The following is a 25,296-nucleotide window of genomic DNA, read 5'->3' as shown; positions in this document are numbered from 1 at the left end:
TCCCTGGCGTAATCCATCATGCGACGACAGTTCGACGACCTCATGCTCGGCAGCATCGAGCTGTTCTGCCTGGCGGCCGAGGCCGGCAGCTTCACCGCCGCCGCGCAGGTGGCCGGGGTCACGCCGGCGGCGGTGAGTCGTTCGATCTCGCGCATGGAAGAACGCCTCGGCGTGCGCCTGTTCACCCGCACCACCCGCAGCGTGCGCCTGACCGAGGGTGGCCGCAGCTACTTCGAGCAATGCCGCCAGGCCCTGACCCAACTGACCGAAGCGCAGCGGGAGGTCATGGGCAAGCAGCAGGAGCCGGCCGGGACCTTGCGCATCAGCATCCCGACCACCTATGCCCATCACCGCATCCTGCCGCTGCTGCCGGCCTTTCGCGCGCGTTATCCGGCGGTGAAGGTCGAGGTGCATATCAGCAACCGCAATATCGATTTCGTCGAGGAAGGCTACGACCTGGCGATCCGGGTGCGGGTGCTGCCCGACTCGGGGCTGATTGCCCGGCACCTGGAAGACGCGGCGCTGGTGGTGATTGCCAGCCCAGGCTATCTGCAACGGGCCGGTACGCCGCAAGCGCTGGAGGACCTGCAACAGCACGAGTGCATCCAGTTCGAACTGCCCAGCAGCGGGCGGCGGATTGCCTGGCTGTTCAAGGATGCCGACGGCAAGGAACAGGAACTGCTGGCCGAAGGCAGCTACTGCTGCTCCGACGATGTGCTGGGTGGCGTGACCCTGGCGAAGAATGCTGCCGGGTTGTTCCAGACCTATCGTTTCATTGTCGAGAACGAGCTGGCCGACGGCTCGCTGGTGGAAGTGCTCAAGCCCTTCGCCGGACGCTCACGGCCCTTCACCCTGCTCTATCCACACGGTCGGCATGTACCGTTGCGCTTGAAGGCGTTCGTGGACTTTTTGCTGGAGCAGCGGGAGCGCTGGAGCGCCTGAAAACGGCAGGAGCCAGGAGCGGGCGGATCAACCGGCAGTTCCTGCCCGGCCTGCTCTTCCCGCCGCGTCGCCACCCTCTGATACCGCCAGGCTGACACAACGCAGCGCCAGGACGGTCGTCGGGTCCACCAACGCCACGCTGTGCTCTCGAACCTGGAAGTGTTCGCAGTGGCTGAGCACCAGCGGCAGCTCCGTGCAACCGAGAATGATCACCTCCGCCCCCAGTTCACACAGGTGCTCGACCGCCAGCAGCAATTGCTCCTTGCACAGACCATCGGTGAAACCCGCCTTGATGCCCCGCTCGCCATAAATGGCGTTCATCACCAGCTCCTGATAGTCGAAGCCGGGAATCAGCAGGGACAATCCGGCATAGCGGGCGGCGTGATGGTAGACCTGGCTCTGTACCGTGCCCGAAGTGGCAAGCAAGCCGATGCGCTTGCCGCTGCCATGCTGCCGGGCAATGGCCTCGACGGTTTCGCTGAGCATGTTGACGATCGGCACCCGCAGGTAAGGCTGGAGCCGTTCGACGAACGCATGGGCGGTGTTGCACGGGATCGCGATGGCCTGCGCCCCGGCACTTTCCAGGCGCTTGCAGGTGGCGTACAGCGCCAGGGTCGGGTCGGCTTCGTCGAACAGCAGATTGGCCGTGCGGTCGGGGATCTGCGGGTTCTGCTCCACCACCATCTTGATATGTTCCTGGTCGCGTCCCGCCGGGGTGTGGCGCACCACCTTGGCCATGAAGTCCACGGTCGCCGCCGGGCCGACGCCGCCGACGATTCCCAGCTTGAAGGGGGCACGCGTCGGCTCGTCGTCGGTCGTGGTCACGGCGGCGGCATAGATCTCGTTGATGTCGCGCACGCTCAGGCCACGCCGCTGCAAATCGGCGCAGACCAGCGAAAGTTCGGTCAGCCCCGGCACGATCAGGTTCGCGCCCTGCGCCTGCAGCGCCAGGCAGGCCTGGTACACCTCCTCCAGTGGTACGCCTTGCAGGTAGCCGTCCTTGATGCCATTGAGACCGTACATGGCGTCCATCAAGGTGCGCTGGTCCGGCTCGGGCGGATAGACCAACTGGAAATCGCCGCCCAGGTAGCGCTCGAACAACCCGGAGTGACGCACATAGTCCGAGGCCAGAATCCCCAGCCGGGTGCCGGGCTCGGCGATCCGGCGAATGTGTTCGGCCAGGGCCGCCATCAGGTCGAGGACGGGAATCCCCAGCTCCTGCTGGATCTCGTCACGGAAGGTATGGCTGGCGAAACAGGGCAGCACCACCGCGTCGACCCCGCCCGCCTCGAAGGACTGGCAAACCTGGAATACGTAGAACTTGCGCGCGGTCATGCTCGCGTCACGGTCCAGGGGCAACAGCACGTCCTTGAACGGATGCTGCTCGAACAGGAAGTGATAGCGTCCCTGATCCGCCAGCACCGCCCGGGACTTGACCAGCTTGAAGAACAGATCGCCGCCGGCCAGCGAGCCGAGGCCACCGACGATGCCCAGCTTGCGGGCGACCGGCAGCGCTGCGGAGTTTTTGTCTTGGCTGTTCATGGTCGTGGCTCTCAAACCGTGGTCGCCGGAGTACGCGCCAGCGCGACGGGCTGGACGCCGGGCAGTTCGTCCCGTTCCTCTTCGGACTCATGCGCCTGCTCGGCGTGGGCGACCACCGCCGTCGCGATGCTGTTGCCGACCACGTTGGTTGCGGTTCGCGCCATGTCGAGGAACTGGTCGATGCCGATGATCAGCAGCAGGCCGGCTTCAGGCAGGTTGAACATCGGCAGGGTCGCGGCGACCACCACGACCGAGGCCCTGGCGACACCGGCCATGCCTTTGCTGGTGACCATCAGGGTCAGCAGGATCAGCAACTGCTGGGTGAAGCTCAGCTCGATGTTGTAGGCCTGGGCGATGAACATGATTGCAAAGGCCTGGTACATCATCGAGCCGTCGAGGTTGAACGAGTAGCCCAGGGGCAGGACGAAGCTGGACACGCGTTTCGGTGCGCCGAACTTCTCCAGGGCTTCCATGGTTTTCGGGTAGGCCGACTCACTGCTGGCGGTGGAGAACGCCAGCAGGATGGGTTCCTTGATCAGCTTGCCGAGGGTGAACACCGAACGCCCGAGAAACAGGTAGCCGGCGCCGAACAGCACGGCCCAAAGAAGAGCGATCCCCAGGTAGAACTCGGCGATCAGCTTGCCGTAGTCCAGCAGCAGGCCCAGGCCTTCGGTGGTGATTGCACTGGCAATGGCGGCGAACACACCGATGGGCGCGAAGGCCATGACGTAGTCGGTGATCTTGAACATCACCTTGGCCAACTCATCCACCAGGCTGGTGATCCGGGTAAAGCCCGCCTGCTTCAGCCCCGCCAGGGCGAAACCGAAAAACAGCGAGAACACCACGATCTGCAGGATCTCGTTGTTGGCCATGGCTTCGGCAATGCTGCGCGGGAACACGTGGCTGACAAATACCTTGAGGCTGAAGTCACCGGTGTTCACCACCTGCGATGCGACGACGCCCTGGCTGACGTGCAGGTTCATCCCCGTCCCTGGCTGGAACAGATTGACCAGCAGCATGCCGATCAGCAGGGAGATCAGCGATGCGCTGATAAACCAGGCCATGGCGCGGGTGCCGATGCGGCCCACCGAACGCGAACTGCCGAGACTGGCGATACCGCCCACCAGGGTGGCGAACACCAGGGGCGCGATAATCATCTTGATCAGGCGCAGGAAGATGTCGGTGACCATGGAGAAGTAGGCAGCGATGTCCTTGGCCGACTTGGCGTCTGCTGCGAAGTGATGACACATCCAGCCGACCAGGACCCCGGCGGCAATGCCGATGGCGATGTGACGGGGTAATCTGTTTTTGCTCATGGTGTTTCCCTCAAGTCTGTTGTCGGTTTTTTGCTTGGCAGGAAAAAGATCGTCGGCCCGGCTACTCTGCGGCACCGCGCCCAAGTGCATCCCTTACAAACACCTCGGTCCCTTGTAGGAGCCGGCTTGCTGGCGATGGCGGCCGTCTGATCGTTGGAGGACTTACGGGCCTCATCGCCGGCAATCGAGCGTCGACCGGCCGCTCCTACAGGGGGACCGTGTCCATGGCCCGATTCTAGGGCGACGCCAACCAGCAGATGATGAGTAATCACCATCACCCAATGCGCTTTTGGAATAGTTATGAAAAAGCCGGGGAAGACCGACAGGCGCTGACGTAGACTTCGAGTCACCGCGACCGAGGTGGGCAGCATGCAAATCAAGTGGCTGGACGATCTTCTGGCGATCGAGCAACACAAGAACTTCTCCCGGGCCGCCGAGGTTCGCTGCGTCACCCAATCGGCGCTGTCCCGACGTATCCGCTCGCTGGAAGACTGGGTCGGCGCACAGCTTGTCGACCGTGGCACTTACCCGGTGCAATTGACCCAGGCCGGCCAGCTGTTTTGCGAACAGGGCCGCGAGGCGCTGGCAGCGTTGCTGGAGTTACGCTCCACCCTGCGCCAGGACGAAAAAATGCCCGGGCGTTCGATTCAGATCACGGCGGGACACAGCCTGTCGATCACCTTCCTGCCCAAGTGGCTGGCGCAATTCCAAAAGCACCACGAGCCCTTCAACGTGCGTGTGGTCGCGGCGAATATCCACGACGCGGTGATCGCCCTGGCGGAAGGCAATTGCGACCTGATGATCGTTTACCACCACCCCCAGGCGCCGATCCTGATCGACGCCGACAAGTTCGCCAGCCTACCCCTGGGGCGAGATGCCTTTCTGCCGTTCTGTGCGCCAGACCGTAGCGGCAAGCCGCTGTATCGACTCCCGGGAAAGGCCGGCAAAGCGGTCCCGTACCTGGCTTACACGGCAACGACCTTCCTCGGCCGCGTGGCCGACCTGATCCTCAAGAATGTGTCCACACCCTGCGAACTGACGCGTTGCTACGAAGCCGATATGACCATGCTGCTGATGCAGATGGCCGTTGAAGGGTATGGCGTGGCCTGGCTACCGCAGAGCGCAGCCGCACCAGCCGTGGATAGTGGGCAGTTGGTGAAGGCCGGGGGTAATGAATGGAGCACGGGGCTGGAGATTCGTGCTTATTGTTCGCTGGCTAATCAGAACCCGACGATGCGTGAGTTGTGGGAGACCTTGGGGAAGGCTTCGCGGGAGGCGAACGAGTAGGAAATCGCGCTGGCGACTTACCGCCCTCAGATCAGGAATTCAAAATCGGAGAGCAGTTTCACGGTTTCGGGCAGCTTCTGCTGTAACAGCTTGTCGAGGTATTCCCGGGCACTATGCGGTGGATTCCTCAACGATGCCCGCTGCCGTTGCGCCGCCCCTAGAACGAGCGCCTGATCCAGATCCCAAAGATCGGCAATGAAATCGTCCGGATGCAAAGGCCCGATATCGAATGGTTCGAGAGCGCCCTTGGGGAAATCCTTGAGGTTAAAGGTCACGATGACGGAGGCGTTGCACTTGATTGCGGCGGCAAGCACATGCCGATCATCGGGGTCCGGTAGCTCAAGTCCCACGAGAATGGGTTCATAGTCCGTCACCAGTGCGTCAGGCACGGCGCGATCCATAAGCGCGCAAGTGCGGTCCAGTTGCTCACGGGTAAGCTCAGGACGATTCAACAGAAGATTGCGCGTCCACTCCTCATGGATCTGCGCCGACCAACGCGCGCGGTACACGCCGGTCAGCGCAAGATGCATCAAGAAGTCGCGTAGCGGTGCAGGGTAGAGAACATTCGCGTCGTAAACGGCTGTGAACGGCGAATGCCTCATTCGTACCCCATCCCCAACTCCTGGGCCTGGGCTGCCAGTTCATCCATGGCTGCACGACTCACTCGCTCACGCTGTTCCTTGTACGCCATCAGATCAGCGAACTTGACCCGGCGATGGCGCCCCGTTTTGGTATGCGGGATCACGCCCTCATCCAACAGTTTCACCAGGTGAGGCCGCGAAACATTGAGCATGTCCGCCCCCTCTTGGGTGGTCAGCTCAGCGTGAATGGGAACAACCTTAACGGCATTGCCCAACGCAAGTTCGCTGAGGATTTCACCGAGCAAGCGGAAGGCGAACGTCGGCAACTCAACGACCTGGCGATGTTGCTCGCCGTCAACCAGCTCAATGCGCTGAGTCTGCAGCTTGGTCGAGAGGAAAGCAGCCAACTGGCGGCGTGACTCCACGGCCGCAGCAATCTCCTTCTCGTCAGGAAGAACGGTGCGGGTGAGGTCGGCGGTGGTCATCGTTATCTCCAAAAACTCTGTGTTCAACCGTGGTTGTGGTCGCGGTTCGGCAACCACGTAGACCTTTTATATTCGAAACAAACGAAAAGCGCAACAAACGAAATAAACGAAACACCCCTCCACGACGCGCACTTGCCGGCTTATCCGGTTCCTGAACGATCCTCTGTACCGGTTGAAACTTTTCGACTTAAATACCCCCCGCCAGTCACATTGCAGCTCCCCACGGTGCGCGCTACCTTTTCCCTGTCGCTGCCAATTCAGCGACCGGGCTTGGAAACCCGAATTCAGGGTATAGGCGCACCAGCGCCCCAACCACGATGGCAGGCGCTGTTTCTTTGTCTGCAATGTCGTGCAATGGCGGCTGTGCGCGGGAGGGCTTCGGTCCTGCCGGGACCTATACCCCCCGGTTTTCCAACCTGCGTACAGCTGCCACCCATTCGCTTGGAAACGAACGTGGCAGCTATTTCCTCGGGTATAGGAGTTAGCGCATGGACGGTTTCATTCAAGCAAGGCTTTACCTTCAAACAGCCAGCACCCAGGCCCACGCCGGAGGTGCCCAATGACCAATCCCCCATCAAACAAGACCCTCGGCGTCATCACCTTTTCCCAATGCGGCTCCCAAGGTCGTGAACTGTTCCGTGTGAACCCCGGCGTACCCATTCTGGAAGCCATGGAGCACGCGTCCCTGCTGCTCTATTGCGCCAAAGCACTCTCCCTCGATGCGGCCCTGGAAAGCGATGGCGAACGCTATGCCTGGGCATCGCATTACCTGGGCGAAATGGGCAAGGCGGTCATCGATGATTTAACACAGGGAATGTTGCGCGGGACGTCGGTGTAAGCGGGTAATAACAATGAAAAAAGGCGCCCATTGGGCGCCTTTTAGAGAGGTCTAGGAGGGCTGGTAGTCGCAGCGCTTGCTTAGCTAGTCTCAAGAGACTGGGCCGGAAGCCAACCGTTGTTGCCTGGTTGCCGCTACCGCAGGATGGTGATGTCCTGCAATCCGCACTGTCGGTCAATAGGCACCGTGACACCGAACAGCAATGCTCTTATTGAGCCCTGACCGGCAAACTAGCAATCACTAACCATTTTATCAATCAAATTTGATCAGTCTCCCAGCCCTTGCGGGCCGCACTGGCGTGGGCTAGGTCACTGTCTTGGCCAGTTCGCCCTCCACCAGCGCCTGCGGTCCAGTTGCTCACGGGTAAGTTCCGGACGATTCAACAGAAGATTGCGTGTCCACTCCTCCTGGATCTGCGCCGACCAGCGCGCGCGGTACAAGGCGGGACTCTCTATTTCTGAACGCAAATACCCACCGGCACGTCTGCGGCCGTACCCGGTGACTCCAGGGCAGAGAGCAATCGAACCGTTCCGCTACACATTCCATCTTTCCGGGTAAGATAAGCCTCATAATCCTGACCCGCCTGAGGAACCAGTACCCTTGCAGATGGCAAACAGAACACTTCGCCGGCCTCCATCTTCATTAAAATGACAGAGGGTTTCCCTGCAGGAATCACAAATTCGGAGTAGGACTCGCCATAATTCGGGTGATCGCTTCTCCAGGACGCCGGCATTCCGATGCTCTGATTTGTGTGTCGCCCTAACGTGGAGTTGAGCTTATCTGCCACCGTATAACCATAGGCGAGTACCGGCTCTTCAGTTGAGGCGCAATCCTGACCTGGCTTAATCGCAACTGGTAAACCATTGTTTCCAAAAAGCCGAATGCGTGCAGATGTAGTAGGGTCGTAGACCACGCTCTGAGCTCGCGACACATCCTTGGCGCTGGAGCAGCCTCCCAGTAAAACGACGGTCAGACAAATAAGCAAACGAATATTCAATGATCACTCCCTGGTTACAGACCTACTCTGGCTTCTCTTGCGAACAATTAAATACCGAGTTCATCATCTGATGTTCGCGTCCTGGACTTAGCGTAAAAGCCCAAGCTGAACCACTCCTGGACAGCTGTTGAAAAGACACCAAGGGCAGGCCGCAGAGTCAACGTCCCATGTGGGTAGACGCCTCCGCCCTGCCCTATCGGTCAGCACTCACTTGAGAGCAGCTTGCTCGAAGCACTCTCCGTGTAATAGGTATTATCTCTTATCGACTACTCGTATGAGTGCAAAGAAGAACGCCCTTGTAACTTTACAGTTTCGCAAGGGCGTCAAGAAGATGCTTAGATCTGATTCGCTGACTTTAAAACATTGTTACGATTTAAAATCTTAACAAACTGACCTATATGTCGACTAGAACGGAATATCGTCATCAAAGCTGTCGAAATCCGGAGCCGGCTGCGGTGCGGCCTGCTGTGGAGCCGGGCGCGATTGCGGGGCCGACTGCTGTGGACGCGGAGCTTGCTGCGGACGCGGAGCCTGCTGCCGTGGCGCGGACTGATCGTAGCCGCCTTGTTGGTCGCCCTGTTGCGGACGGCCGCCCAGCAGCTGCATGGTGCCCTGCATGTCGACGATGATTTCGGTGGTGTAGCGCTTGATGCCGTCTTTTTCCCACTCGCGGGTCTGCAGCTTGCCTTCGATGTAGACCTGCGAACCCTTGCGCAGGTACTCGCCGGCAATCTCGGCGACCTTGCCGAACATCGACACACGGTGCCACTCGGTCTTCTCGACCTTCTGACCGGTCTGCTTGTCGGTCCACTGTTCGCTGGTGGCCAGACTCAGGTTGGTCACGGCGTTACCGTTAGGCAGGTAGCGAACTTCGGGATCCTGGCCGCACGTGCCGACCAATATGACTTTGTTAACCCCACGGGCCATAACGTTCTCCTAGGCTTCGCACGCTTGCGGCGCCGGTTCGTTGACCAGGCGCTCAAGAGTCGTGCGATCCAACAATTCGGTGTCCAGTTTGATGTATAGGGCGGCTTCGTCTGCCACCATCACTGCATCGGTTACCCCTACGATCGCCTTCAGGCGCTCGACCAGACCGGCTTCGCGGATCGCTTCAGGCGATAACGGCACGCGCAGGCTGGTCACGTAGGGAGGTTCTCTCATGGTAACAGCAAAGGCCAGCCATAGGGCAGCCAGTGCCGCGCATCCCAGGAACACGGCCGACAGACCGCCGTGCTGGAACATCCAGCCACCCAGGATGCCGCCGAGCGCGGAGCCGAGGAACTGGCTGGTGGAATACACCCCCATCGCCGTGCCCTTGCCGCCCGCCGGTGAAACCTTGCTGATCAGCGACGGCAAGGAAGCCTCCAGCAGATTGAACGCGGTGAAGAACACCACCGTACCGATCACCAGGGCCCGCAAGCTGTCGCCGAACTCCCAGAAGAATAGCTCAGTGAGCATCAAGGTCGTCACGGCGCCGAGTAAAACTCGTTTCATTTTGCGTTTCTTCTCGCCATAGATGATGAAGGGGATCATGGCGAAGAAGGAAATCAGCAACGCGGTCAGGTACACCCACCAATGCTGCTCCTTGGGCAGCCCGGCCTTTTGCACCAGGGCCAGGGGCAACGCGACGAAGCTGGACATGAGCATCGCGTGCAGGACGAAGATCCCCAGGTCCAGGCGCAGCAGGTCGGGATGCTTGAGGGTCGGCAGCAGCGCCTGGCGGGCCACGCCGGACTCACGATGCTGCAACGGGCCGGTGGAACGCGGCACCATGAAGGCGATGATCAGGATCCCCAGCAGCGCCATGCCGCCGGTGGCCAGGAACAGCCCCGAGAGACCGAAGGCGCGGGTCAGCAAGGGACCGACGACCATCGCCACGGCAAACGACAGACCAATGGTCATGCCGATCATCGCCATGGCTTTGGTCCGGTGCTGTTCGCGGGTCAGGTCCGAGAGCAATGCCATCACCGCCGCGGAAATCGCCCCGGCGCCTTGCAGGACCCGTCCGGCGACCACGCCCCAGATCGAATCGGCGTTGGCCGCCAGCAGGCTGCCGAGGGCGAAGACCACCAGCCCCAGGTAGATCACCGGGCGCCGGCCGATGCGATCGGAAATGATCCCGAAGGGGATCTGGAAAAGCGCCTGGGTCAGGCCATAGGCGCCGATGGCCAGGCCGATCAGGGCCGGTGTCGCGCCTGCGAGATCCATCCCGTAAGTAGCCAGAACCGGCAACACCATGAACATGCCAAGCATACGGAAGGCGAACACCAGGGCCAGACCGCTTGCCGCGCGGGTCTCGCTGCCACTCATGCGTTCGCTGTGGGGATCGTGCATGGAAAAACCTCGTGTGAACCGGCGGCGATTCTACCAGTCCCATCGACAGAGGGGATATATGGCGACGCTTTGTCGCGAGCTGTCATGCCAGACTGTAATACTGTCGTCCGATAGTGTGCATCCATCCAGTATTTAGCCTTATACTCCTGCGTTTACCGCCCGCCGTGCGAGGCCATCTTGGACAAGATCCTGATTCGTGGGGCTCGAACCCACAACCTGAAGAACATCGACCTGACCCTGCCCCGGGACAAGCTGATCGTGATCACCGGCCTGTCCGGATCCGGCAAGTCGTCCCTGGCCTTCGACACGTTGTATGCAGAAGGCCAACGCCGTTATGTGGAGTCGCTGTCGGCCTATGCCCGGCAATTCCTGTCGATGATGGAAAAGCCGGACGTCGACACCATCGAAGGGCTGTCGCCGGCGATCTCCATCGAGCAGAAGTCGACTTCGCACAACCCGCGCTCGACGGTCGGTACCATCACCGAGATCTACGACTACCTGCGCCTGCTGTACGCCCGCGTCGGTACCCCGCGCTGCCCGGACCACGATATCCCGCTGGAAGCCCAGACCGTCAGCCAGATGGTCGACCTGGTGCTGGCCCAGCCCGAAGGCGCCAAGCTGATGCTGCTGGCACCGGTGATCCGCGAGCGCAAGGGCGAGCACCTGTCGGTGTTCGAGGAGCTGCGGGCGCAGGGCTTTGTCCGCGCGCGGGTCAACGGCCGGCTCTGCGAGCTGGACGAAGTGCCCAAGCTCGACAAACAGAAGAAGCACTCCATCGATGTGGTGGTGGACCGCTTCAAGGTTCGCGCCGACCTGCAACAGCGCCTGGCCGAGTCCTTCGAGACCGCGCTGAAGCTGGCGGACGGCATCGCCCTGGTGGCACCGATGGACGACGAACCCGGCGAGGAGCTGATCTTCTCCGCGCGTTTCGCCTGCCCGATCTGCGGCCACGCCATCAGCGAGCTGGAACCCAAGCTGTTCTCCTTCAACAACCCGGCCGGCGCCTGCCCGACCTGTGACGGTCTGGGGGTAAAACAGTTCTTCGACACCAAGCGCCTGGTCAATGGTGAGCTGACCCTGGCCGAGGGGGCGATACGCGGCTGGGATCGGCGCAACGTCTATTACTTCCAGATGCTCGGTTCACTGGCGGCCCACTATGGCTTCAGCCTGGAAGAGCCGTTCAACACCCTGCCGGCGGACCAGCAGAAGCTTCTCCTGCAAGGCAGCGGCAGCCAGAACGTCGACTTCAAGTACCTCAACGACCGGGGCGATATCGTCAAGCGCTCCCACCCGTTCGAGGGCATCGTGCCGAACCTGGAGCGCCGTTACCGCGAAACCGAATCGGCCACCGTGCGCGAAGAGCTGGCCAAGTTCCTCAGCACCCAGCCGTGCCCGGATTGCCGTGGCACGCGCCTGCGTCGCGAGGCGCGGCACGTGTGGGTCGGCGAGAAGACCCTGCCGGCGGTGACCAACCTGCCGATCGGCGACGCCACCGACTACTTTGCCGGACTGAAGATGACCGGACGGCGTGGCGAGATCGCCGACAAGATCCTCAAGGAGATCCGCGAGCGCCTGCAATTCCTGGTCAACGTCGGGCTCGACTACCTGACCCTGGACCGCAGCGCCGACACCCTGTCCGGCGGCGAAGCCCAGCGGATTCGCCTGGCCAGCCAGATCGGCGCCGGGCTGGTCGGGGTGATGTACATCCTCGACGAACCGTCCATCGGCCTGCACCAACGCGACAACGACCGCCTGCTGGGGACCCTGAAACACCTGCGGGACATCGGCAACACGGTGATCGTCGTCGAGCACGACGAGGATGCGATCCGCCTGGCCGACTATGTAGTGGATATCGGCCCGGGGGCTGGCGTGCATGGCGGACAGATCGTTGCCGAGGGAACCGCCGCCGAGGTCATGGCGCACCCCGACTCCCTGACCGGCAAGTACCTGTCGGGCCGGGTGAAGATCGAGGTGCCAGCCAAGCGCACCCCACGCAACAAGAAGCTGTCGCTGAGCCTCAAGGGCGCACGCGGCAACAACCTGCGCAATGTCGACCTGGAGATCCCCATCGGCCTGCTGACCTGCGTGACCGGTGTGTCCGGTTCCGGTAAGTCGACGCTGATCAACAACACGCTGTTCCCCCTCAGTGCCACCGCGCTCAATGGCGCGACGACACTGGAGGCCGCGGCCCACGACAACATCAACGGCCTGCAGCACCTGGACAAGGTGGTGGATATCGACCAGAGCCCCATCGGTCGCACCCCGCGCTCGAACCCGGCCACCTACACCGGCTTGTTCACGCCGATCCGCGAGCTGTTCTCCGGGGTGCCGGAGTCGCGCTCACGGGGTTACGGCCCGGGGCGCTTCTCGTTCAACGTCAAGGGCGGGCGTTGCGAAGCCTGCCAGGGCGACGGCCTGATCAAGGTGGAGATGCACTTCCTGCCAGACATCTATGTGCCGTGCGATGTGTGCAAGAGCAAGCGCTACAACCGCGAAACCCTGGAGATCAAGTACAAGGGCAAGAGCATCCACGAGGTGCTGGAGATGACCATCGAGGAGGCCCGGGAGTTCTTCGACGCGGTACCGGCCCTGGCCCGCAAGCTGCAGACGCTGATGGACGTGGGCCTGTCGTATATCAAGCTCGGACAGTCGGCGACCACCCTCTCCGGCGGCGAGGCGCAGCGGGTCAAGCTGTCCCGCGAGCTGTCCAAGCGCGATACCGGCAAGACCCTGTATATCCTCGACGAGCCGACCACCGGCCTGCACTTCGCGGATATCCAGCAGTTGCTGGACGTGTTGCACCGCCTGCGCGACCACGGCAATACCGTGGTGGTGATCGAGCACAACCTGGATGTGATCAAGACCGCCGACTGGTTGGTGGACCTTGGCCCTGAAGGCGGTTCCAAGGGCGGGCAGATCATTGCGGTCGGTACACCGGAGCAGGTCGCGGAGATGCCGCAATCCCATACCGGGCATTACCTGAAACCGCTGTTGCTGCGTGACCGGGCGTAAACCGGTGAGATGAAAAAGCCCCTGTCATCGAGTGATGACAGGGGCTTTTTTGTGGCGGCTGAAATCGCTCTCTCAGAGCTGCGATTGCAGGTAATTCTCCAAGCCGATGGACTTGATCAGCCCCAGCTGCTTCTCCAGCCAGTAGGTGTGATCTTCCTCGGTATCGGCCAACTGCACGCGCAGGATGTCACGGGTGACATAGTCCTTGTGCAGTTCGCAGAGCTCGATGCCCTTGCACAGCGCGGCACGCACCTTGTATTCCAGACGCAGGTCGGCGGCGAACATGTCGGGCACCGTGGTACCGATGTCCAGGTCGTCCGGACGCATGCGCGGCGTGCCTTCCAGCATCAGGATCCGGCGCATCAGCGCATCGGCGTGTTGTGCCTCTTCTTCCATCTCGTGATTGATGCGCTCGTAGAGCTTGCTGAAGCCCCAGTCCTCGTACATCCGCGAATGGATGAAATACTGATCACGTGCTGCCAGTTCGCCGGTCAGCAGCGTGTTGAGGTAATCGACTACGACCTGGTTACCTTGCATCGCCCTACATCTCCCTGCTTGAAAGTCGGTATTTTGAACCAAGCCGACCGGTAGGTCACTGGAAAAACGCAAATAAAGTGAAGACTTTCCGAGAAAAGCAGCCTAAAAAACGCAAAAACCGCCCTGAGTGAGGGCGGTTCTGCTTCTCGTTTAGACTTAGCTCAACACTACGCCCAGGGCCTTGGCGATACCCTCGCCGTAAGCCGGGTCGGCCTTGACGAAATGCTGCAACTGGCGCTCGACCACATCGCTGGAAACACCGGCCATCGCACCGGCGATATTGCTGATCAGCAAGGCCTTCTGCTGGTCGCTCATCAGGCGGAACAGCGCACCGGCGTGGCTGTAGTAGTCGGTATCTTCGCGGTGATCGTAGCGATCCGCCGCACCGCTGAGGGCCAACGCTGGCTCAGCATAGTGAGGCGCCTGCTTGGGTGCTTCGACGTAGCTGTTGGGCTCGTAGTTCGGCGCAGCGCCACCGTTGCTGCCGAAGGCCATGGCACCGTCACGCTGGTAGGTGTTGACCGGGCTGCGTGGGGCATTCACCGGCAGTTGCTGGTGATTGGTGCCGACACGGTAGCGATGGGCATCGGCGTAGGCGAAGACACGACCTTGCAGCATACGGTCCGGCGACAGACCGACGCCTGGCACCATGTTGCTCGGCCCGAAAGCCGCCTGCTCGACTTCGGCGAAGTAGTTCAGCGGATTACGGTTGAGCTCCAGCTCGCCGACTTCGATCAACGGAAACTCTTTCTGCGACCAGGTCTTGGTCACGTCGAAGGGGTTCTCGTAGTGCGCCGCGGCCTGGGCCTCGGTCATGATCTGGATGCAGACGCTCCATTTCGGGAAGTCGCCGCGCTCGATGGCGTTGAAAAGATCACGCTGGGCGTAGTCCGGATCGGTACCTGCCAGGCGTGCAGCCTCGGCCGGTGCCAGGTTCTTGATGCCCTGCTTGGTCTTGTAGTGCCATTTCACCCAGTGACGCTCGCCCTTGGCGTTGATCAGGCTGTAGGTGTGGCTGCCGAAGCCGTGCATATGACGGTAGCCGTCGGGGATGCCACGGTCCGAGAACAGGATGGTGACCTGGTGCAGCGCCTCGGGCGAGTGCGACCAGAAATCCCACATCGCCTGGGCGCTTTTCAGATTGCTTTGCGGCAAGCGCTTCTGGGTGTGGATAAAGTCGGGGAATTTCAGCGGATCGCGGATAAAGAACACCGGCGTGTTGTTGCCGACGATGTCCCAGTTGCCTTCCTCGGTGTAGAACTTCAGCGCGAAACCGCGTGGATCACGCTCGGTGTCGGCCGAACCACGCTCGCCACCGACGGTCGAGAAGCGCAGGAAAGTCGGGGTCTGCTTGCCCACGGACTCGAACAGCTTGGCGCTGGTGTACTGGGTAATATCCTTGGTCACGGTGAACGTGCCATAGGCACCCGAGCCCTTGGCATGCACACGACGCTCAGGAATATTCTCGCGGTTGAAGTGAGCGAGCTTCTCGATCAGGTGAAAGTCGTCGAGCAGCAGCGGGCCGCGAGGGCCGGCGGAACGGGAATTCTGATTGTCAGCGACAGGAGCACCACTGGCAGTCGTAAGGGTTTTGTTCTGGCTCATGCGATCTTCTTCCTCTGTCAGTCTTTGAACCGCCGGCTAATCGGCTGAGAAGGAGTATTGATCATCAATATGACGTTAACAAATTCATTAATTTGCTTACATCAATAGAGAATAACTACCAAGGACTCCACCTCATAGTGTGCAGCCAGGGCAGTGTAGAAGCTTGTACATACGATGCGTTTCTTGCACGCACAAAAAACCGGGCACTAGGCCCGGTTTCTTGTTTCAGACTGACGTCTTACTCGGCAGATACAGCTTCGCCGGCAGTAGCACGATCAACCAACTCGACGTACGCCATAGGCGCGTTGTCGCCAGCGCGGAAACCGCACTTGAGGATGCGCAGGTAGCCACCCTCACGGGTAGCGTAACGCTTGCCCAGGTCGTTGAAGAGCTTACCAACGATAGCTTTCGAACGAGTACGGTCGAAAGCCAGACGGCGGTTAGCAACGCTATCTACTTTGGCCAGAGTGATCAGCGGCTCGGCAACGCGGCGCAGTTCTTTGGCTTTTGGCAGAGTCGTTTTGATCAGCTCGTGCTCGAACAGCGACACCGCCATGTTTTGAAACATGGCCTTGCGGTGCGAGCTGGTGCGGCTCAGGTGACGACCACTTTTACGATGACGCATGGTTCATTCCTTACCAAACACTACGTTCGGTGATTACGACGATCAGGCTGTCGCCTTGTCGTCCTTCTTAAGACTTGCAGGCGGCCAGTTGTCGAGGCGCATGCCGAGGGACAGACCGCGGGAGGCCAGAACGTCCTTGATTTCGGTCAAGGATTTCTTGCCCAGGTTCGGAGTCTTCAACAGCTCTACTTCGGTACGCTGAATCAGGTCGCCGATGTAGTAGATGTTTTCCGCCTTAAGGCAGTTGGCCGAACGTACAGTCAGTTCCAGATCGTCAACCGGGCGAAGCAGGATCGGATCGATCTCGTCTTCCTGCTCGATTACCACTGGCTCACTGTCACCTTTGAGGTCGACGAACGCAGCCAACTGCTGTTGCAGGATGGTTGCAGCACGGCGGATAGCCTCTTCAGGATCCAGAGTACCGTTGGTTTCCAGATCAATAACCAGTTTGTCCAGGTTGGTACGCTGTTCGACACGGGCGTTTTCCACCACGTAGGCGATACGGCGAACCGGGCTGAACGAAGAGTCGAGCTGCAAGCGACCGATGCTGCGGCTTTCGTCTTCATCGCTCTGACGCGAGTCTGCTGGTTCATAACCACGACCACGAGCTACGGTGAGCTTCATGTTCAAGGCGCCGTTAGACGCCAGGTTGGCGATTACGTGATCGGGGTTAACGATCTCGACATCATGATCCAGCTGAATATCGGCAGCGGTAACCACCCCCGAACCCTTCTTCGACAAGGTCAGCGTAACTTCGTCACGGCCGTGCAGCTTGATAGCCAGACCTTTAAGGTTCAACAGGATTTCAATGACGTCTTCCTGTACACCTTCGATGGCGCTGTACTCGTGGAGCACACCGTCAATCTCGGCCTCGACTACTGCACAGCCTGGCATTGAGGACAACAGGATGCGGCGCAGCGCGTTGCCCAGGGTGTGGCCAAAACCACGCTCGAGAGGCTCGAGGGTGATCTTAGCGCGGGTTGGACTGACAACCTGCACGTCAATGTGACGGGGTGTCAGGAACTCATTTACCGAAATCTGCATGGATGCACCTATTTTCTAGCCCTTACTTGGAGTAGAGCTCGACAATCAGGCTTTCGTTGATGTCGGCGGAGAGGTCACTGCGAGCAGGAACGTTCTTGAAAACGCCCGACTTCTTCTCAGTGTCCACTTCTACCCATTCTACGCGGCCACGCTGGGCACACAGATCGAGAGCCTGGACAATGCGCAGTTGATTCTTAGCCTTCTCACGAATAGCTACCACGTCACCAGCACGAACCTGGTAGGACGGGACGTTGACGGTCTTGCCGTTAACGCTGATCGACTTGTGCGATACCAGTTGACGGGATTCGGCACGAGTCGAGCCAAAACCCATACGGTATACAACGTTGTCCAGACGGCATTCGAGCAGTTGCAGCAGGTTTTCACCGGTTGCGCCTTTACGGCCGGCAGCTTCTTTGTAGTAGCCGCTGAACTGACGCTCAAGAACGCCATAAATACGACGGACTTTCTGCTTTTCACGCAGCTGGGTGCCGTAGTCGGACTGGCGACCGCGGCGCTGGCCGTGGATACCAGGTGCTGCTTCGATGTTGCACTTGGATTCGATAGCGCGCACGCCGCTCTTCAGGAAGAGATCGGTGCCTTCGCGACGAGCCAGTTTGCATTTTGGACCAATGTAACGAGCCATTCTTTACAATCTCCTGGATTACACGCGGCGCTTCTTCGGCGGACGGCACCCGTTGTGCGGGATTGGCGTCACGTCGGTGATGCTGGCGATCTTATAGCCACAGCCGTTCAATGCACGGACAGCGGACTCACGACCTGGACCTGGACCCTTGACGTTGACGTCGAGGTTTTTCAGGCCATATTCCAGCGCAGCTTGACCAGCACGTTCAGCAGCTACCTGAGCAGCGAACGGGGTGGACTTGCGGGAACCGCGGAAACCCGAACCACCGGAGGTAGCCCAGGACAGGGCGTTACCTTGACGGTCGGTGATGGTCACGATGGTGTTGTTGAAAGACGCGTGGATGTGGGCGATGCCATCAACCACTGTCTTTTTGATTTTCTTACGAGGACGAGCAGCAGGTTTTGCCATGACTAGATTCCTGTCGATTCGCTGGTGCGATTACTTGCGGATCGGCTTACGCGGACCTTTGCGAGTACGCGCGTTGGTCTTGGTACGCTGACCGCGTACTGGCAGACCACGACGATGGCGCAGACCGCGGTAGCAGCCCAGGTCCATCAAGCGTTTGATTTTCATGTTGATTTCGCGACGCAGGTCACCTTCAGTGGTGAACTTCGCCACTTCGCCACGCAGCTGTTCAATCTGCTCGTCGCTCAGATCCTTGATCTTTGCGGCTGGGTTGACCCCAGTCACTGCGCAAATTTTCTGCGCAGTAGTGCGACCAACACCATAGATGTAGGTCAGCGAGATAACAGTGTGCTTGTTATCTGGAATGTTGACGCCTGCAATACGGGCCATTCAGTGGGACTCCAATTGACAGCTACCTACGCCCCGGAAGCCAAGAAATAGGGCGCGAGATAATATCGCTGTAATAACAAATAATCAACCCAGCAGCGCACTAGCTGCTGGGCTTCAAGCAGATCACATTCAGCCTTGGCGCTGTTTGTGACGCGGTTCCGCGCTGCAAATTACTCGAACCACACCTTCGCGGCGAATAATCTTGCAGTTACGGCACAGCTTTTTCACCGATGCACGAACTTTCATCACCAACTCCTCGAACCTTATGGGTCAGCGCAGCATGCCGCTGCCGTAACCCTTCAGGTTGGCTTTCTTCATCAGGGATTCGTACTGGTGCGAAACGAGGTGCGATTGTACTTGGGACATGAAGTCCATCACAACCACGACCACGATCAGCAACGAGGTCCCGCCAAGGTAGAACGGAACGTTTGCTGCAACCACCAGGAACTGGGGCAGCAGGCACACGGCCGTCATATAAAGAGCACCGAACATGGTCAAACGGGTCAGAACGCCATCAATGTAGCGCGCCGACTGCTCGCCTGGACGGATACCCGGAATAAAGGCACCGGACTTCTTCAGGTTTTCCGCTACGTCTTTCGGATTGAACATCAACGCCGTATAGAAGAAGCAGAAGAAAATAATCCCTGCACTAAACAGCAGAATATTCAACGGCTGACCAGGAGCGATCGACTGCGAGATGTCCTGCAACCAGCCCATACCTGCAGACTGACCGAACCAGGCACCCAGCGAAGCCGGGAACAGCAAGATGCTGCTCGCGAAGATAGCAGGAATAACACCGGCCATATTCACCTTCAGCGGCAGGTGGCTGGTCTGCGCAGCGAAGACCTTGCGGCCCTGCTGACGCTTGGCGTAGTGCACAGCAATACGACGCTGGCCACGCTCAATGAACACCACGAAACCGATGATCGCTACTGCCAGCAAACCGATGGCAACCAGAGCGAAGATGTTGATATCGCCCTGACGTGCAGACTCGAAAGACTGCCCGATTGCTCTCGGAAGACCGGCGACGATACCCGAAAAAATCAACATCGAGATACCGTTGCCCACACCGCGCTCTGTAATCTGCTCACCCAGCCACATCATGAACATCGCGCCGGCCACGAACGTGGACACCGCTACGAAATGAAAGCTGAAGCCTGCATGAAAAGAGACGCCCTGACCTGCCAGACCAATGGACATACCAGTGGCTTGAACAAGGGCCAGGACGACGGTGCCATAGCGGGTGTATTGGCTGATCTTGCGACGACCAGCCTCACCTTCCTTCTTCAACTGCTCCAGCTGCGGGCTGACGGCGGTCATCAGCTGCATGATGATCGATGCCGAAATGTACGGCATGATCCCCAGTGCAAAGATGCTCATCCGTTCCAGCGCGCCGCCGGAAAACATGTTGAACAAGCTAAGAATGGTCCCCTCATTCTGTCGAAACAGGTCCGCCAGCCGGTCCGGGTTGATACCTGGAACTGGGATGTGTGCGCCTATCCGGTAGACGATAATCGCCAGGAATAGAAAACGCAGTCGAGCCCAGAGCTCGGATAACCCGCCTTTGCTGAGCGCTGAGAGAGCACCTTGCTTAGCCATTTATTCCTCGAACTTGCCGCCAGCTGCTTCGATAGCCGCACGCGCACCTTTGGTGGCTGCGATGCCCTTGATAGTTACTGCGCGAGTCACTTCGCCCGACAGCATGATTTTCACACGCTGTACGTTCTGGTTGATCACGTTGGCATCTTTCAGGGACTGCACGGTAACGACGTCGCCTTCCACTTTAGCCAGCTCGGACAGACGCACTTCTGCGCGGTCCATGGCTTTCAGGGAAACGAAACCGAACTTCGGCAGGCGACGATGCAGCGGCTGTTGACCGCCTTCAAAGCCTGGAGCAATGGTGCCACCGGAGCGGGAAGTCTGACCTTTGTGACCACGGCCACCAGTCTTACCCAAACCACTACCGATACCACGGCCCGGACGATGCTTTTCGCGACGGGAACCCGGCGCTGGACTCAGATCATTGAGTTTCATCGATTAACCCTCGACACGCAGCATGTAGTAAGCCTTGTTGATCATCCCGCGATTCTCGGGAGTATCCTGGACTTCTACAGTGTGACCGATGCGACGCAGACCCAGACCCTTGACACACAGTTTGTGGTTAGGGATACGGCCGGTCATGCTTTTGATCAGCGTTACTTTTACGGTTGCCATGATCACAGGATCTCCGCTGCAGTTTTGCCGCGCTTGGCAGCAATGGACTCAGGAGACTGCATGGCTTTCAGACCCTTGAAAGTGGCGTAGACCACGTTCACTGGGTTAGTCGAGCCGTAGCACTTGGCCAGAACGTTCTGAACGCCAGCAACTTCGAGAACGGCACGCATTGCGCCGCCAGCGATGATACCGGTACCTTCAGAAGCCGGCTGCATGTACACCTTCGAAGCGCCGTGGGCGGACTTCATGGCGTACTGCAGGGTGGTGCCGTTCAGATCAACCTGGATCATGTTGCGGCGTGCAGCTTCCATAGCTTTCTGGATCGCGGCAGGCACTTCACGTGACTTGCCACGGCCGAAACCTACACGGCCCTTGCCATCACCTACCACGGTCAACGCGGTGAAAGTGAAGATACGGCCGCCTTTAACGGTTTTGGCTACGCGGTTAACTTGAACCAGCTTCTCGATGTAGCCTTCGTCGCGCTTTTGGTCGTTATTTGACATAACTTAGAACTCCAGCCCAGCTTCACGAGCAGCATCAGCCAGCGCCTTGACGCGGCCGTGGTACTTGAAGCCAGAGCGGTCGAAAGCCACCTGCGAGACGCCAGCGGCTTTAGCACGCGTAGCGACCAGCTGGCCAACCTTAGTGGCCGCGTCGATGTTGCCGGTGGCACCATCACGCAGTTCTTTGTCCAAAGTCGAGGCACTTGCCAGGACCTTGTTGCCGTCGGCCGAAATGACCTGGGCGTAGATGTGCTGCGAAGAGCGGAACACGCAGAGACGCACGACTTCGAGTTCGTGCATTTTCAGGCGTGCTTTGCGAGCGCGACGCAGTCGAGTAACTTTTTTGTCGGTCATTTGCTATGCCCTACTTCTTCTTGGCTTCTTTACGACGGACGACTTCGTCCGCGTAGCGCACACCCTTGCCTTTGTACGGCTCTGGTGGACGGAAGTCGCGGATTTCAGCGGCCACCTGACCTACCAGCTGCTTGTCGATACCCTTGATCAGGATGTCGGTCTGGCTTGGGGTCTCAGCGGTAACGCCTGCTGGCAGTTCATAATCCACTGGGTGCGAGAAGCCGAGAGCCAGGTTCAGCACTGTGCCTTTTGCTTGCGCTTTGTAACCAACACCGACCAGCTGGAGCTTGCGCTCGAAGCCTTGGCTTACGCCCTGGACCATGTTGTTGACCAACGCACGAGTGGTACCGGCCATTGCGCGAGTTTGTTGATCGCCATTGCGAGCAGCAAAACGCAGTTCACCAGCTTCCTGGGTCACTTCAACGGACGAGTGTACGTTCAGTTCGAGAGTGCCCTTGGCACCCTTCACCGAAAGCTGTTGGCCGGCGAATTTGACTTCGACACCAGCTGGCAGCTTAACGGGGTTCTTAGCGACGCGAGACATGCTTATCCCCCCTTAGAACACAGTGCAAAGAACTTCGCCGCCGACACCGGCAGCGCGCGCAGCACGATCAGTCATCACACCCTTGTTGGTGGAGACGATAGACACGCCCAGGCCGCCACGAACTTTCGGCAGATCCTCGACGGACTTGTACTGACGCAAGCCTGGACGGCTGACGCGCTTCACTTCCTCGATGACCGGACGGCCTTCGAAGTATTTCAGCTCGATGGACAGCAACGGCTTGGTTTCGCTGCTGATCTGATAACCCGCGATGTAACCTTCGTCCTTCAGGACTTTTGCTACAGCCACCTTCAACGTGGAAGACGGCATGCTTACGACGGACTTTTCAGCCATCTGGGCATTACGGATTCGAGTTAGCATGTCCGCTAACGGGTCCTGCATACTCATGGGCTAGACGCTCCTGATACAAAAAGAATGAGCCTTGCGGCTACAACTGTCGCCGAGTGACTCCGCACACAAAAAGTGCGGGCTCAGGCGAGCCGGTCATTCTAGACACACCCCAGAAATGAATCAAGCCCCAAAAGGGGCTTGATTCATACTCAAGGTCACCGGCGGTCGGTTCTTGCGAGACCGGCCGCCGTGACTTGGGCGGTATGGCTTACCAGCTGGCCTTGACCAGACCTGGTACGTCACCACGCATGGCCGCTTCACGCAGCTTGTTACGGCCGAGGCCGAACTTGCGGTAAACGCCGTGCGGACGACCGGTGATGCGGCAGCGGTTACGCATGCGCGAGGCGCTGGCGTCACGTGGCTGCTTCTGCAGAGCGACGGAAGCTTCCCAACGCGCTTCTGGACTTGCGTTCAGATCGACGATGATTGCTTTCAGCGCTGCACGCTTGACGGCGTACTTGGCAACGGTGAGCTGACGCTTCAGCTCACGGTTCTTCATGCTCTTCTTGGCCATTTTCCTACTCCAATCAGTTGCGGAACGGGAATTTGAAAGCACGCAGCAGTGCGCGGCCTTCATCATCGTTCTTGGCAGTGGTGGTCAGGGTAATGTCCAGACCGCGCAGAGCATCGATCTTGTCGTAATCGATTTCCGGGAAGATGATCTGCTCTTTCACGCCCATGCTGTAGTTGCCACGACCGTCGAAGGACTTGGCATTCAGGCCGCGGAAGTCGCGAACCCGAGGCAGGGAGATCGACAGCAGACGATCCAGGAACTCGTACATACGATCGCGACGCAGGGTCACTTTGACACCGATCGGCCAACCTTCGCGGACTTTGAAGCCAGCGATGGATTTGCGAGCGTGAGTCACAACGACTTTCTGGCCGGTGATCTTCTCCAGGTCAGCCACAGCGTGCTCGATGACTTTCTTGTCACCGATCGCTTCGCCCAGACCCATGTTCAGGGTGATCTTGGTAATGCGCGGAACTTCCATCACGTTCGCCAGCTTAAGTTCTTCCTTAAGCTTCGGAGCGATTTCCTTCCGGTAAATCTCTTTCAGTCGTGCCATGGTCTTCTACCTAGCAGTGTTCAAGCATCAACCGCTTTTTGGGTCGACTTGAAGACACGAATTTTTTTGCCGTCTTCTACTTTGAAACCAACGCGGTCAGCCTTGTTGGTTTCGCCGTTGAAAATGGCGACGTTGGAAGCGTGCAGTGGCGCTTCTTTCTCGACGATACCGCCCTGTACGCCCGACATCGGGTTAGGCTTGGTATGACGCTTGACCAGGTTCAGGCCACCGACGACCAGACGGTCATCAGCCAGAACCTTAAGCACCTTACCGCGCTTACCTTTGTCTTTGCCGGCGATCACGATGATCTCGTCGTCACGACGAATCTTTTGCATGTCGGATCTCCTTACAGCACTTCTGGGGCGAGCGAGACGATCTTCATGAACTTCTCAGTACGAAGTTCACGGGTCACTGGCCCAAAGATACGGGTGCCGATCGGCTCTTGCTTGTTGTTCAACAGAACAGCAGCGTTGCCATCAAAGCGGATGATGGAGCCGTCAGCACGACGGACGCCATGGCGAGTGCGGACTACGACAGCAGTCATCACTTGGCCTTTCTTCACTTTACCGCGCGGAATCGCTTCCTTGACGGTTACTTTGATGATGTCACCGATACCAGCGTAACGACGATGCGAGCCACCCAGCACCTTGATGCACATAACGCGGCGAGCGCCGCTGTTATCGGCCACATCGAGCATGGATTGAGTCTGAATCATATAATTTCTCCGACCCTTAGCCCTTAGACTTCCACAGCGCGTTCGAGGATATCAACCAGCGCCCAAGACTTGGTCTTGGCCATCGGACGAGTTTCACGAATCGTGACCTTGTCGCCGATGTGGCACTGGTTGGTTTCGTCGTGCGCGTGCAGCTTAGTCGAACGCTTAACGTATTTACCGTAGATCGGGTGCTTTACGCGACGCTCGATCAGAACGGTGATGGTCTTGTCCATTTTGTCGCTGACAACACGGCCAGTCAGCGTACGGACGGTCTTTTCGGCTTCAGCCATGATTACTTACCTGCCTGCTGGTTGAGCACAGTCTTCACACGAGCGATGTCGCGCTTAACTTGCGAGAGCAGGTGAGACTGCCCCAACTGGCCAGTTGCTTTCTGCATACGCAGATTGAACTGGTCGCGCAGCAGGCCGAGCAGTTGCTCGTTCAGCTGCTGTGCTGATTTTTCACGAAGTTCATTCGCTTTCATCACATCACCGTCCGTTTAACAAAAGCGGTGGCGAGCGGCAGCTTTGCAGCAGCCAGGGCAAAAGCCTCACGCGCCAGCTCTTCAGTAACACCCTCGATTTCATACAGGACTTTGCCTGGCTGAATCTGGGCAACCCAGTACTCCACGTTACCCTTACCTTTACCCATCCGAACTTCGAGGGGCTTTTTGGAAATAGGCTTGTCCGGGAATACACGGATCCAGATCTTGCCACCACGTTTTACGTGACGGGTCAGGGCACGACGCGCTGACTCGATCTGACGAGCGGTAAGACGACCACGAGCAACAGACTTCAGCGCGAACTCGCCGAAGCTGACTTTGCTACCGCGCAGTGCCAGACCACGGTTGTGACCGGTCATCTGCTTGCGGAACTTCGTACGCTTTGGTTGCAACATTTGGCGTACCC

Annotated in this window: 33 protein-coding genes; 4 read left to right on the top strand and 29 right to left on the bottom strand. The window is 59.0% G+C overall.

All coding sequences use genetic code 11. The features are described from left to right. Positions 1 to 18: 18 nt before the first annotated feature. Positions 19 to 942, top strand: a complete 924-nt coding sequence (locus NUH87_RS20690) for a LysR family transcriptional regulator (RefSeq protein WP_338522494.1) — start codon at positions 19 to 21, stop codon at positions 940 to 942. 27 nt (positions 943 to 969) lie between these two features. Here NUH87_RS20690 and NUH87_RS20685 read toward each other — a convergent pair whose 3' ends face one another. Then, a complete protein-coding gene (locus tag NUH87_RS20685; RefSeq protein ID WP_338522493.1) occupies positions 970 to 2,484 on the bottom strand; it encodes an aspartate/glutamate racemase family protein in 1,515 nt (504 codons plus the stop codon). A gap of 11 nt (positions 2,485 to 2,495) precedes the next feature. Further along, positions 2,496 to 3,800: a dicarboxylate/amino acid:cation symporter gene (locus NUH87_RS20680; RefSeq protein ID WP_338522492.1), complete on the bottom strand. Its 1,305-nt coding sequence runs from the start codon at positions 3,798 to 3,800 to the stop codon at positions 2,496 to 2,498. Positions 3,801 to 4,169: 369 nt separating this feature from the next. On the opposite strand from NUH87_RS20680, the gene NUH87_RS20675 reads away from it, so the two are divergent. Then, entirely contained in the window at positions 4,170 to 5,087 is a 918-nt protein-coding gene (locus NUH87_RS20675) for a LysR substrate-binding domain-containing protein (protein ID WP_338522491.1), read from the top strand. Positions 5,088 to 5,113: 26 nt separating this feature from the next. On the opposite strand, the gene NUH87_RS20670 is transcribed toward NUH87_RS20675, so the two are convergent. After that, positions 5,114 to 5,689 (bottom strand): PIN domain-containing protein, encoded by a 576-nt coding sequence (locus NUH87_RS20670; protein ID WP_338522490.1) that lies wholly within the window; start codon positions 5,687 to 5,689, stop codon positions 5,114 to 5,116. Beyond that, a complete protein-coding gene (locus tag NUH87_RS20665; protein WP_040071265.1) occupies positions 5,686 to 6,153 on the bottom strand; it encodes a helix-turn-helix domain-containing protein in 468 nt (155 codons plus the stop codon). The genes NUH87_RS20670 and NUH87_RS20665 overlap by 4 nt, the downstream gene beginning before the upstream one ends. 559 nt (positions 6,154 to 6,712) lie before the next feature. Here NUH87_RS20665 and NUH87_RS20660 point away from each other — a divergent pair. Next, on the top strand, positions 6,713 to 6,991 hold the full coding sequence (locus NUH87_RS20660) for a DUF3077 domain-containing protein (protein WP_338522489.1): 279 nt from the start codon (positions 6,713 to 6,715) through the stop codon (positions 6,989 to 6,991). A 451-nt stretch (positions 6,992 to 7,442) separates the two neighbouring features. Here the strand turns inward: NUH87_RS20660 and NUH87_RS20655 are convergent, their stop codons facing one another. The 3 genes from NUH87_RS20655 to NUH87_RS20645 all read right to left on the bottom strand — a co-directional run bounded on the left by NUH87_RS20655 (position 7,443) and on the right by NUH87_RS20645 (position 10,322). Continuing rightward, entirely contained in the window at positions 7,443 to 7,988 is a 546-nt protein-coding gene (locus tag NUH87_RS20655; RefSeq protein WP_338522488.1) for a hypothetical protein, read from the bottom strand. A gap of 405 nt (positions 7,989 to 8,393) precedes the next feature. Next, the gene (locus tag NUH87_RS20650) at positions 8,394 to 8,915 is read right to left on the bottom strand and encodes a single-stranded DNA-binding protein (protein ID WP_338522487.1); all 522 of its coding nucleotides are present in this window, start codon (positions 8,913 to 8,915) and stop codon (positions 8,394 to 8,396) included. 9 nt (positions 8,916 to 8,924) lie between these two features. Beyond that, on the bottom strand, positions 8,925 to 10,322 hold the full coding sequence (locus tag NUH87_RS20645; protein ID WP_338522486.1) for an MFS transporter: 1,398 nt from the start codon (positions 10,320 to 10,322) through the stop codon (positions 8,925 to 8,927). A 177-nt stretch (positions 10,323 to 10,499) separates the two neighbouring features. Here NUH87_RS20645 and uvrA point away from each other — a divergent pair, with 177 nt between their 5' ends. Beyond that, positions 10,500 to 13,334 (top strand): excinuclease ABC subunit UvrA, encoded by a 2,835-nt coding sequence (gene uvrA / locus NUH87_RS20640; protein ID WP_338522485.1) that lies wholly within the window; start codon positions 10,500 to 10,502, stop codon positions 13,332 to 13,334. Positions 13,335 to 13,406: 72 nt separating this feature from the next. Here the strand turns inward: uvrA and bfr are convergent, their stop codons facing one another. The 22 genes from bfr to rplP all read right to left on the bottom strand — a co-directional run bounded on the left by bfr (position 13,407) and on the right by rplP (position 25,285). After that, on the bottom strand, positions 13,407 to 13,871 hold the full coding sequence (gene bfr / locus NUH87_RS20635; protein ID WP_040071270.1) for a bacterioferritin: 465 nt from the start codon (positions 13,869 to 13,871) through the stop codon (positions 13,407 to 13,409). A gap of 156 nt (positions 13,872 to 14,027) precedes the next feature. Next, positions 14,028 to 15,476: a catalase gene (locus NUH87_RS20630; protein WP_040071271.1), complete on the bottom strand. Its 1,449-nt coding sequence runs from the start codon at positions 15,474 to 15,476 to the stop codon at positions 14,028 to 14,030. A 238-nt stretch (positions 15,477 to 15,714) separates the two neighbouring features. Further along, the gene (gene rplQ, locus NUH87_RS20625) at positions 15,715 to 16,101 is read right to left on the bottom strand and encodes a 50S ribosomal protein L17 (protein ID WP_040071272.1); all 387 of its coding nucleotides are present in this window, start codon (positions 16,099 to 16,101) and stop codon (positions 15,715 to 15,717) included. A gap of 42 nt (positions 16,102 to 16,143) precedes the next feature. Then, positions 16,144 to 17,145: a DNA-directed RNA polymerase subunit alpha gene (locus NUH87_RS20620; protein ID WP_003176403.1), complete on the bottom strand. Its 1,002-nt coding sequence runs from the start codon at positions 17,143 to 17,145 to the stop codon at positions 16,144 to 16,146. A gap of 22 nt (positions 17,146 to 17,167) precedes the next feature. After that, a complete protein-coding gene (rpsD, locus tag NUH87_RS20615; protein WP_017123253.1) occupies positions 17,168 to 17,788 on the bottom strand; it encodes a 30S ribosomal protein S4 in 621 nt (206 codons plus the stop codon). 18 nt (positions 17,789 to 17,806) lie between these two features. Then, a complete protein-coding gene (gene rpsK, locus NUH87_RS20610; RefSeq protein ID WP_007924177.1) occupies positions 17,807 to 18,196 on the bottom strand; it encodes a 30S ribosomal protein S11 in 390 nt (129 codons plus the stop codon). Positions 18,197 to 18,226: 30 nt separating this feature from the next. Then, a complete protein-coding gene (rpsM, locus tag NUH87_RS20605) occupies positions 18,227 to 18,583 on the bottom strand; it encodes a 30S ribosomal protein S13 (RefSeq protein WP_003186020.1) in 357 nt (118 codons plus the stop codon). Between the two features lie 129 nt (positions 18,584 to 18,712). Continuing rightward, positions 18,713 to 18,829, bottom strand: coding sequence for a 50S ribosomal protein L36 (rpmJ, locus tag NUH87_RS20600; RefSeq protein WP_002555468.1), 117 nt, complete (start codon positions 18,827 to 18,829; stop codon positions 18,713 to 18,715). A 24-nt stretch (positions 18,830 to 18,853) separates the two neighbouring features. Next, on the bottom strand, positions 18,854 to 20,182 hold the full coding sequence (secY, locus tag NUH87_RS20595) for a preprotein translocase subunit SecY (RefSeq protein WP_040071273.1): 1,329 nt from the start codon (positions 20,180 to 20,182) through the stop codon (positions 18,854 to 18,856). Then, positions 20,183 to 20,617 carry a 50S ribosomal protein L15 gene (gene rplO, locus NUH87_RS20590; RefSeq protein ID WP_010220318.1) on the bottom strand — a complete coding sequence of 145 codons (435 nt, stop codon included), beginning with the start codon at positions 20,615 to 20,617 and terminating at the stop codon, positions 20,183 to 20,185. Between the two features lie 3 nt (positions 20,618 to 20,620). Next, the gene (gene rpmD, locus NUH87_RS20585) at positions 20,621 to 20,797 is read right to left on the bottom strand and encodes a 50S ribosomal protein L30 (protein ID WP_003176408.1); all 177 of its coding nucleotides are present in this window, start codon (positions 20,795 to 20,797) and stop codon (positions 20,621 to 20,623) included. A gap of 2 nt (positions 20,798 to 20,799) precedes the next feature. Further along, on the bottom strand, positions 20,800 to 21,300 hold the full coding sequence (gene rpsE / locus NUH87_RS20580) for a 30S ribosomal protein S5 (protein WP_040071274.1): 501 nt from the start codon (positions 21,298 to 21,300) through the stop codon (positions 20,800 to 20,802). 3 nt (positions 21,301 to 21,303) lie between these two features. Then, on the bottom strand, positions 21,304 to 21,654 hold the full coding sequence (gene rplR / locus NUH87_RS20575; RefSeq protein ID WP_003186037.1) for a 50S ribosomal protein L18: 351 nt from the start codon (positions 21,652 to 21,654) through the stop codon (positions 21,304 to 21,306). Positions 21,655 to 21,664: 10 nt separating this feature from the next. Continuing rightward, positions 21,665 to 22,198 (bottom strand): 50S ribosomal protein L6, encoded by a 534-nt coding sequence (rplF, locus tag NUH87_RS20570; RefSeq protein WP_040071275.1) that lies wholly within the window; start codon positions 22,196 to 22,198, stop codon positions 21,665 to 21,667. A 12-nt stretch (positions 22,199 to 22,210) separates the two neighbouring features. Beyond that, positions 22,211 to 22,603 carry a 30S ribosomal protein S8 gene (rpsH, locus tag NUH87_RS20565; RefSeq protein WP_003228724.1) on the bottom strand — a complete coding sequence of 131 codons (393 nt, stop codon included), beginning with the start codon at positions 22,601 to 22,603 and terminating at the stop codon, positions 22,211 to 22,213. A gap of 211 nt (positions 22,604 to 22,814) precedes the next feature. Beyond that, the gene (rpsN, locus tag NUH87_RS20560; protein WP_017123250.1) at positions 22,815 to 23,120 is read right to left on the bottom strand and encodes a 30S ribosomal protein S14; all 306 of its coding nucleotides are present in this window, start codon (positions 23,118 to 23,120) and stop codon (positions 22,815 to 22,817) included. 13 nt (positions 23,121 to 23,133) lie between these two features. Continuing rightward, the gene (rplE, locus tag NUH87_RS20555) at positions 23,134 to 23,673 is read right to left on the bottom strand and encodes a 50S ribosomal protein L5 (RefSeq protein WP_040071276.1); all 540 of its coding nucleotides are present in this window, start codon (positions 23,671 to 23,673) and stop codon (positions 23,134 to 23,136) included. Between the two features lie 20 nt (positions 23,674 to 23,693). Next, positions 23,694 to 24,008 (bottom strand): 50S ribosomal protein L24, encoded by a 315-nt coding sequence (rplX, locus tag NUH87_RS20550; RefSeq protein ID WP_007896770.1) that lies wholly within the window; start codon positions 24,006 to 24,008, stop codon positions 23,694 to 23,696. An 11-nt stretch (positions 24,009 to 24,019) separates the two neighbouring features. Further along, positions 24,020 to 24,388: a 50S ribosomal protein L14 gene (rplN, locus tag NUH87_RS20545; RefSeq protein ID WP_002555479.1), complete on the bottom strand. Its 369-nt coding sequence runs from the start codon at positions 24,386 to 24,388 to the stop codon at positions 24,020 to 24,022. 23 nt (positions 24,389 to 24,411) lie between these two features. Continuing rightward, a complete protein-coding gene (gene rpsQ, locus NUH87_RS20540; protein WP_040071277.1) occupies positions 24,412 to 24,678 on the bottom strand; it encodes a 30S ribosomal protein S17 in 267 nt (88 codons plus the stop codon). Positions 24,679 to 24,680: 2 nt separating this feature from the next. Continuing rightward, positions 24,681 to 24,872 (bottom strand): 50S ribosomal protein L29, encoded by a 192-nt coding sequence (gene rpmC / locus NUH87_RS20535; RefSeq protein WP_002555481.1) that lies wholly within the window; start codon positions 24,870 to 24,872, stop codon positions 24,681 to 24,683. Beyond that, positions 24,872 to 25,285: a 50S ribosomal protein L16 gene (gene rplP / locus NUH87_RS20530; protein ID WP_025215754.1), complete on the bottom strand. Its 414-nt coding sequence runs from the start codon at positions 25,283 to 25,285 to the stop codon at positions 24,872 to 24,874. The genes rpmC and rplP overlap by 1 nt, the downstream gene beginning before the upstream one ends. Positions 25,286 to 25,296: the final 11 nt, after the last annotated feature.

The organism is Pseudomonas batumici (genome assembly GCF_036585405.1).
Classification (GTDB): Bacteria; Pseudomonadota; Gammaproteobacteria; order Pseudomonadales; family Pseudomonadaceae; genus Aquipseudomonas; species Aquipseudomonas batumici.
Note: the sequence above shows the minus strand (reverse complement) of the source record. Positions and strands in the feature narration are given on the sequence as shown.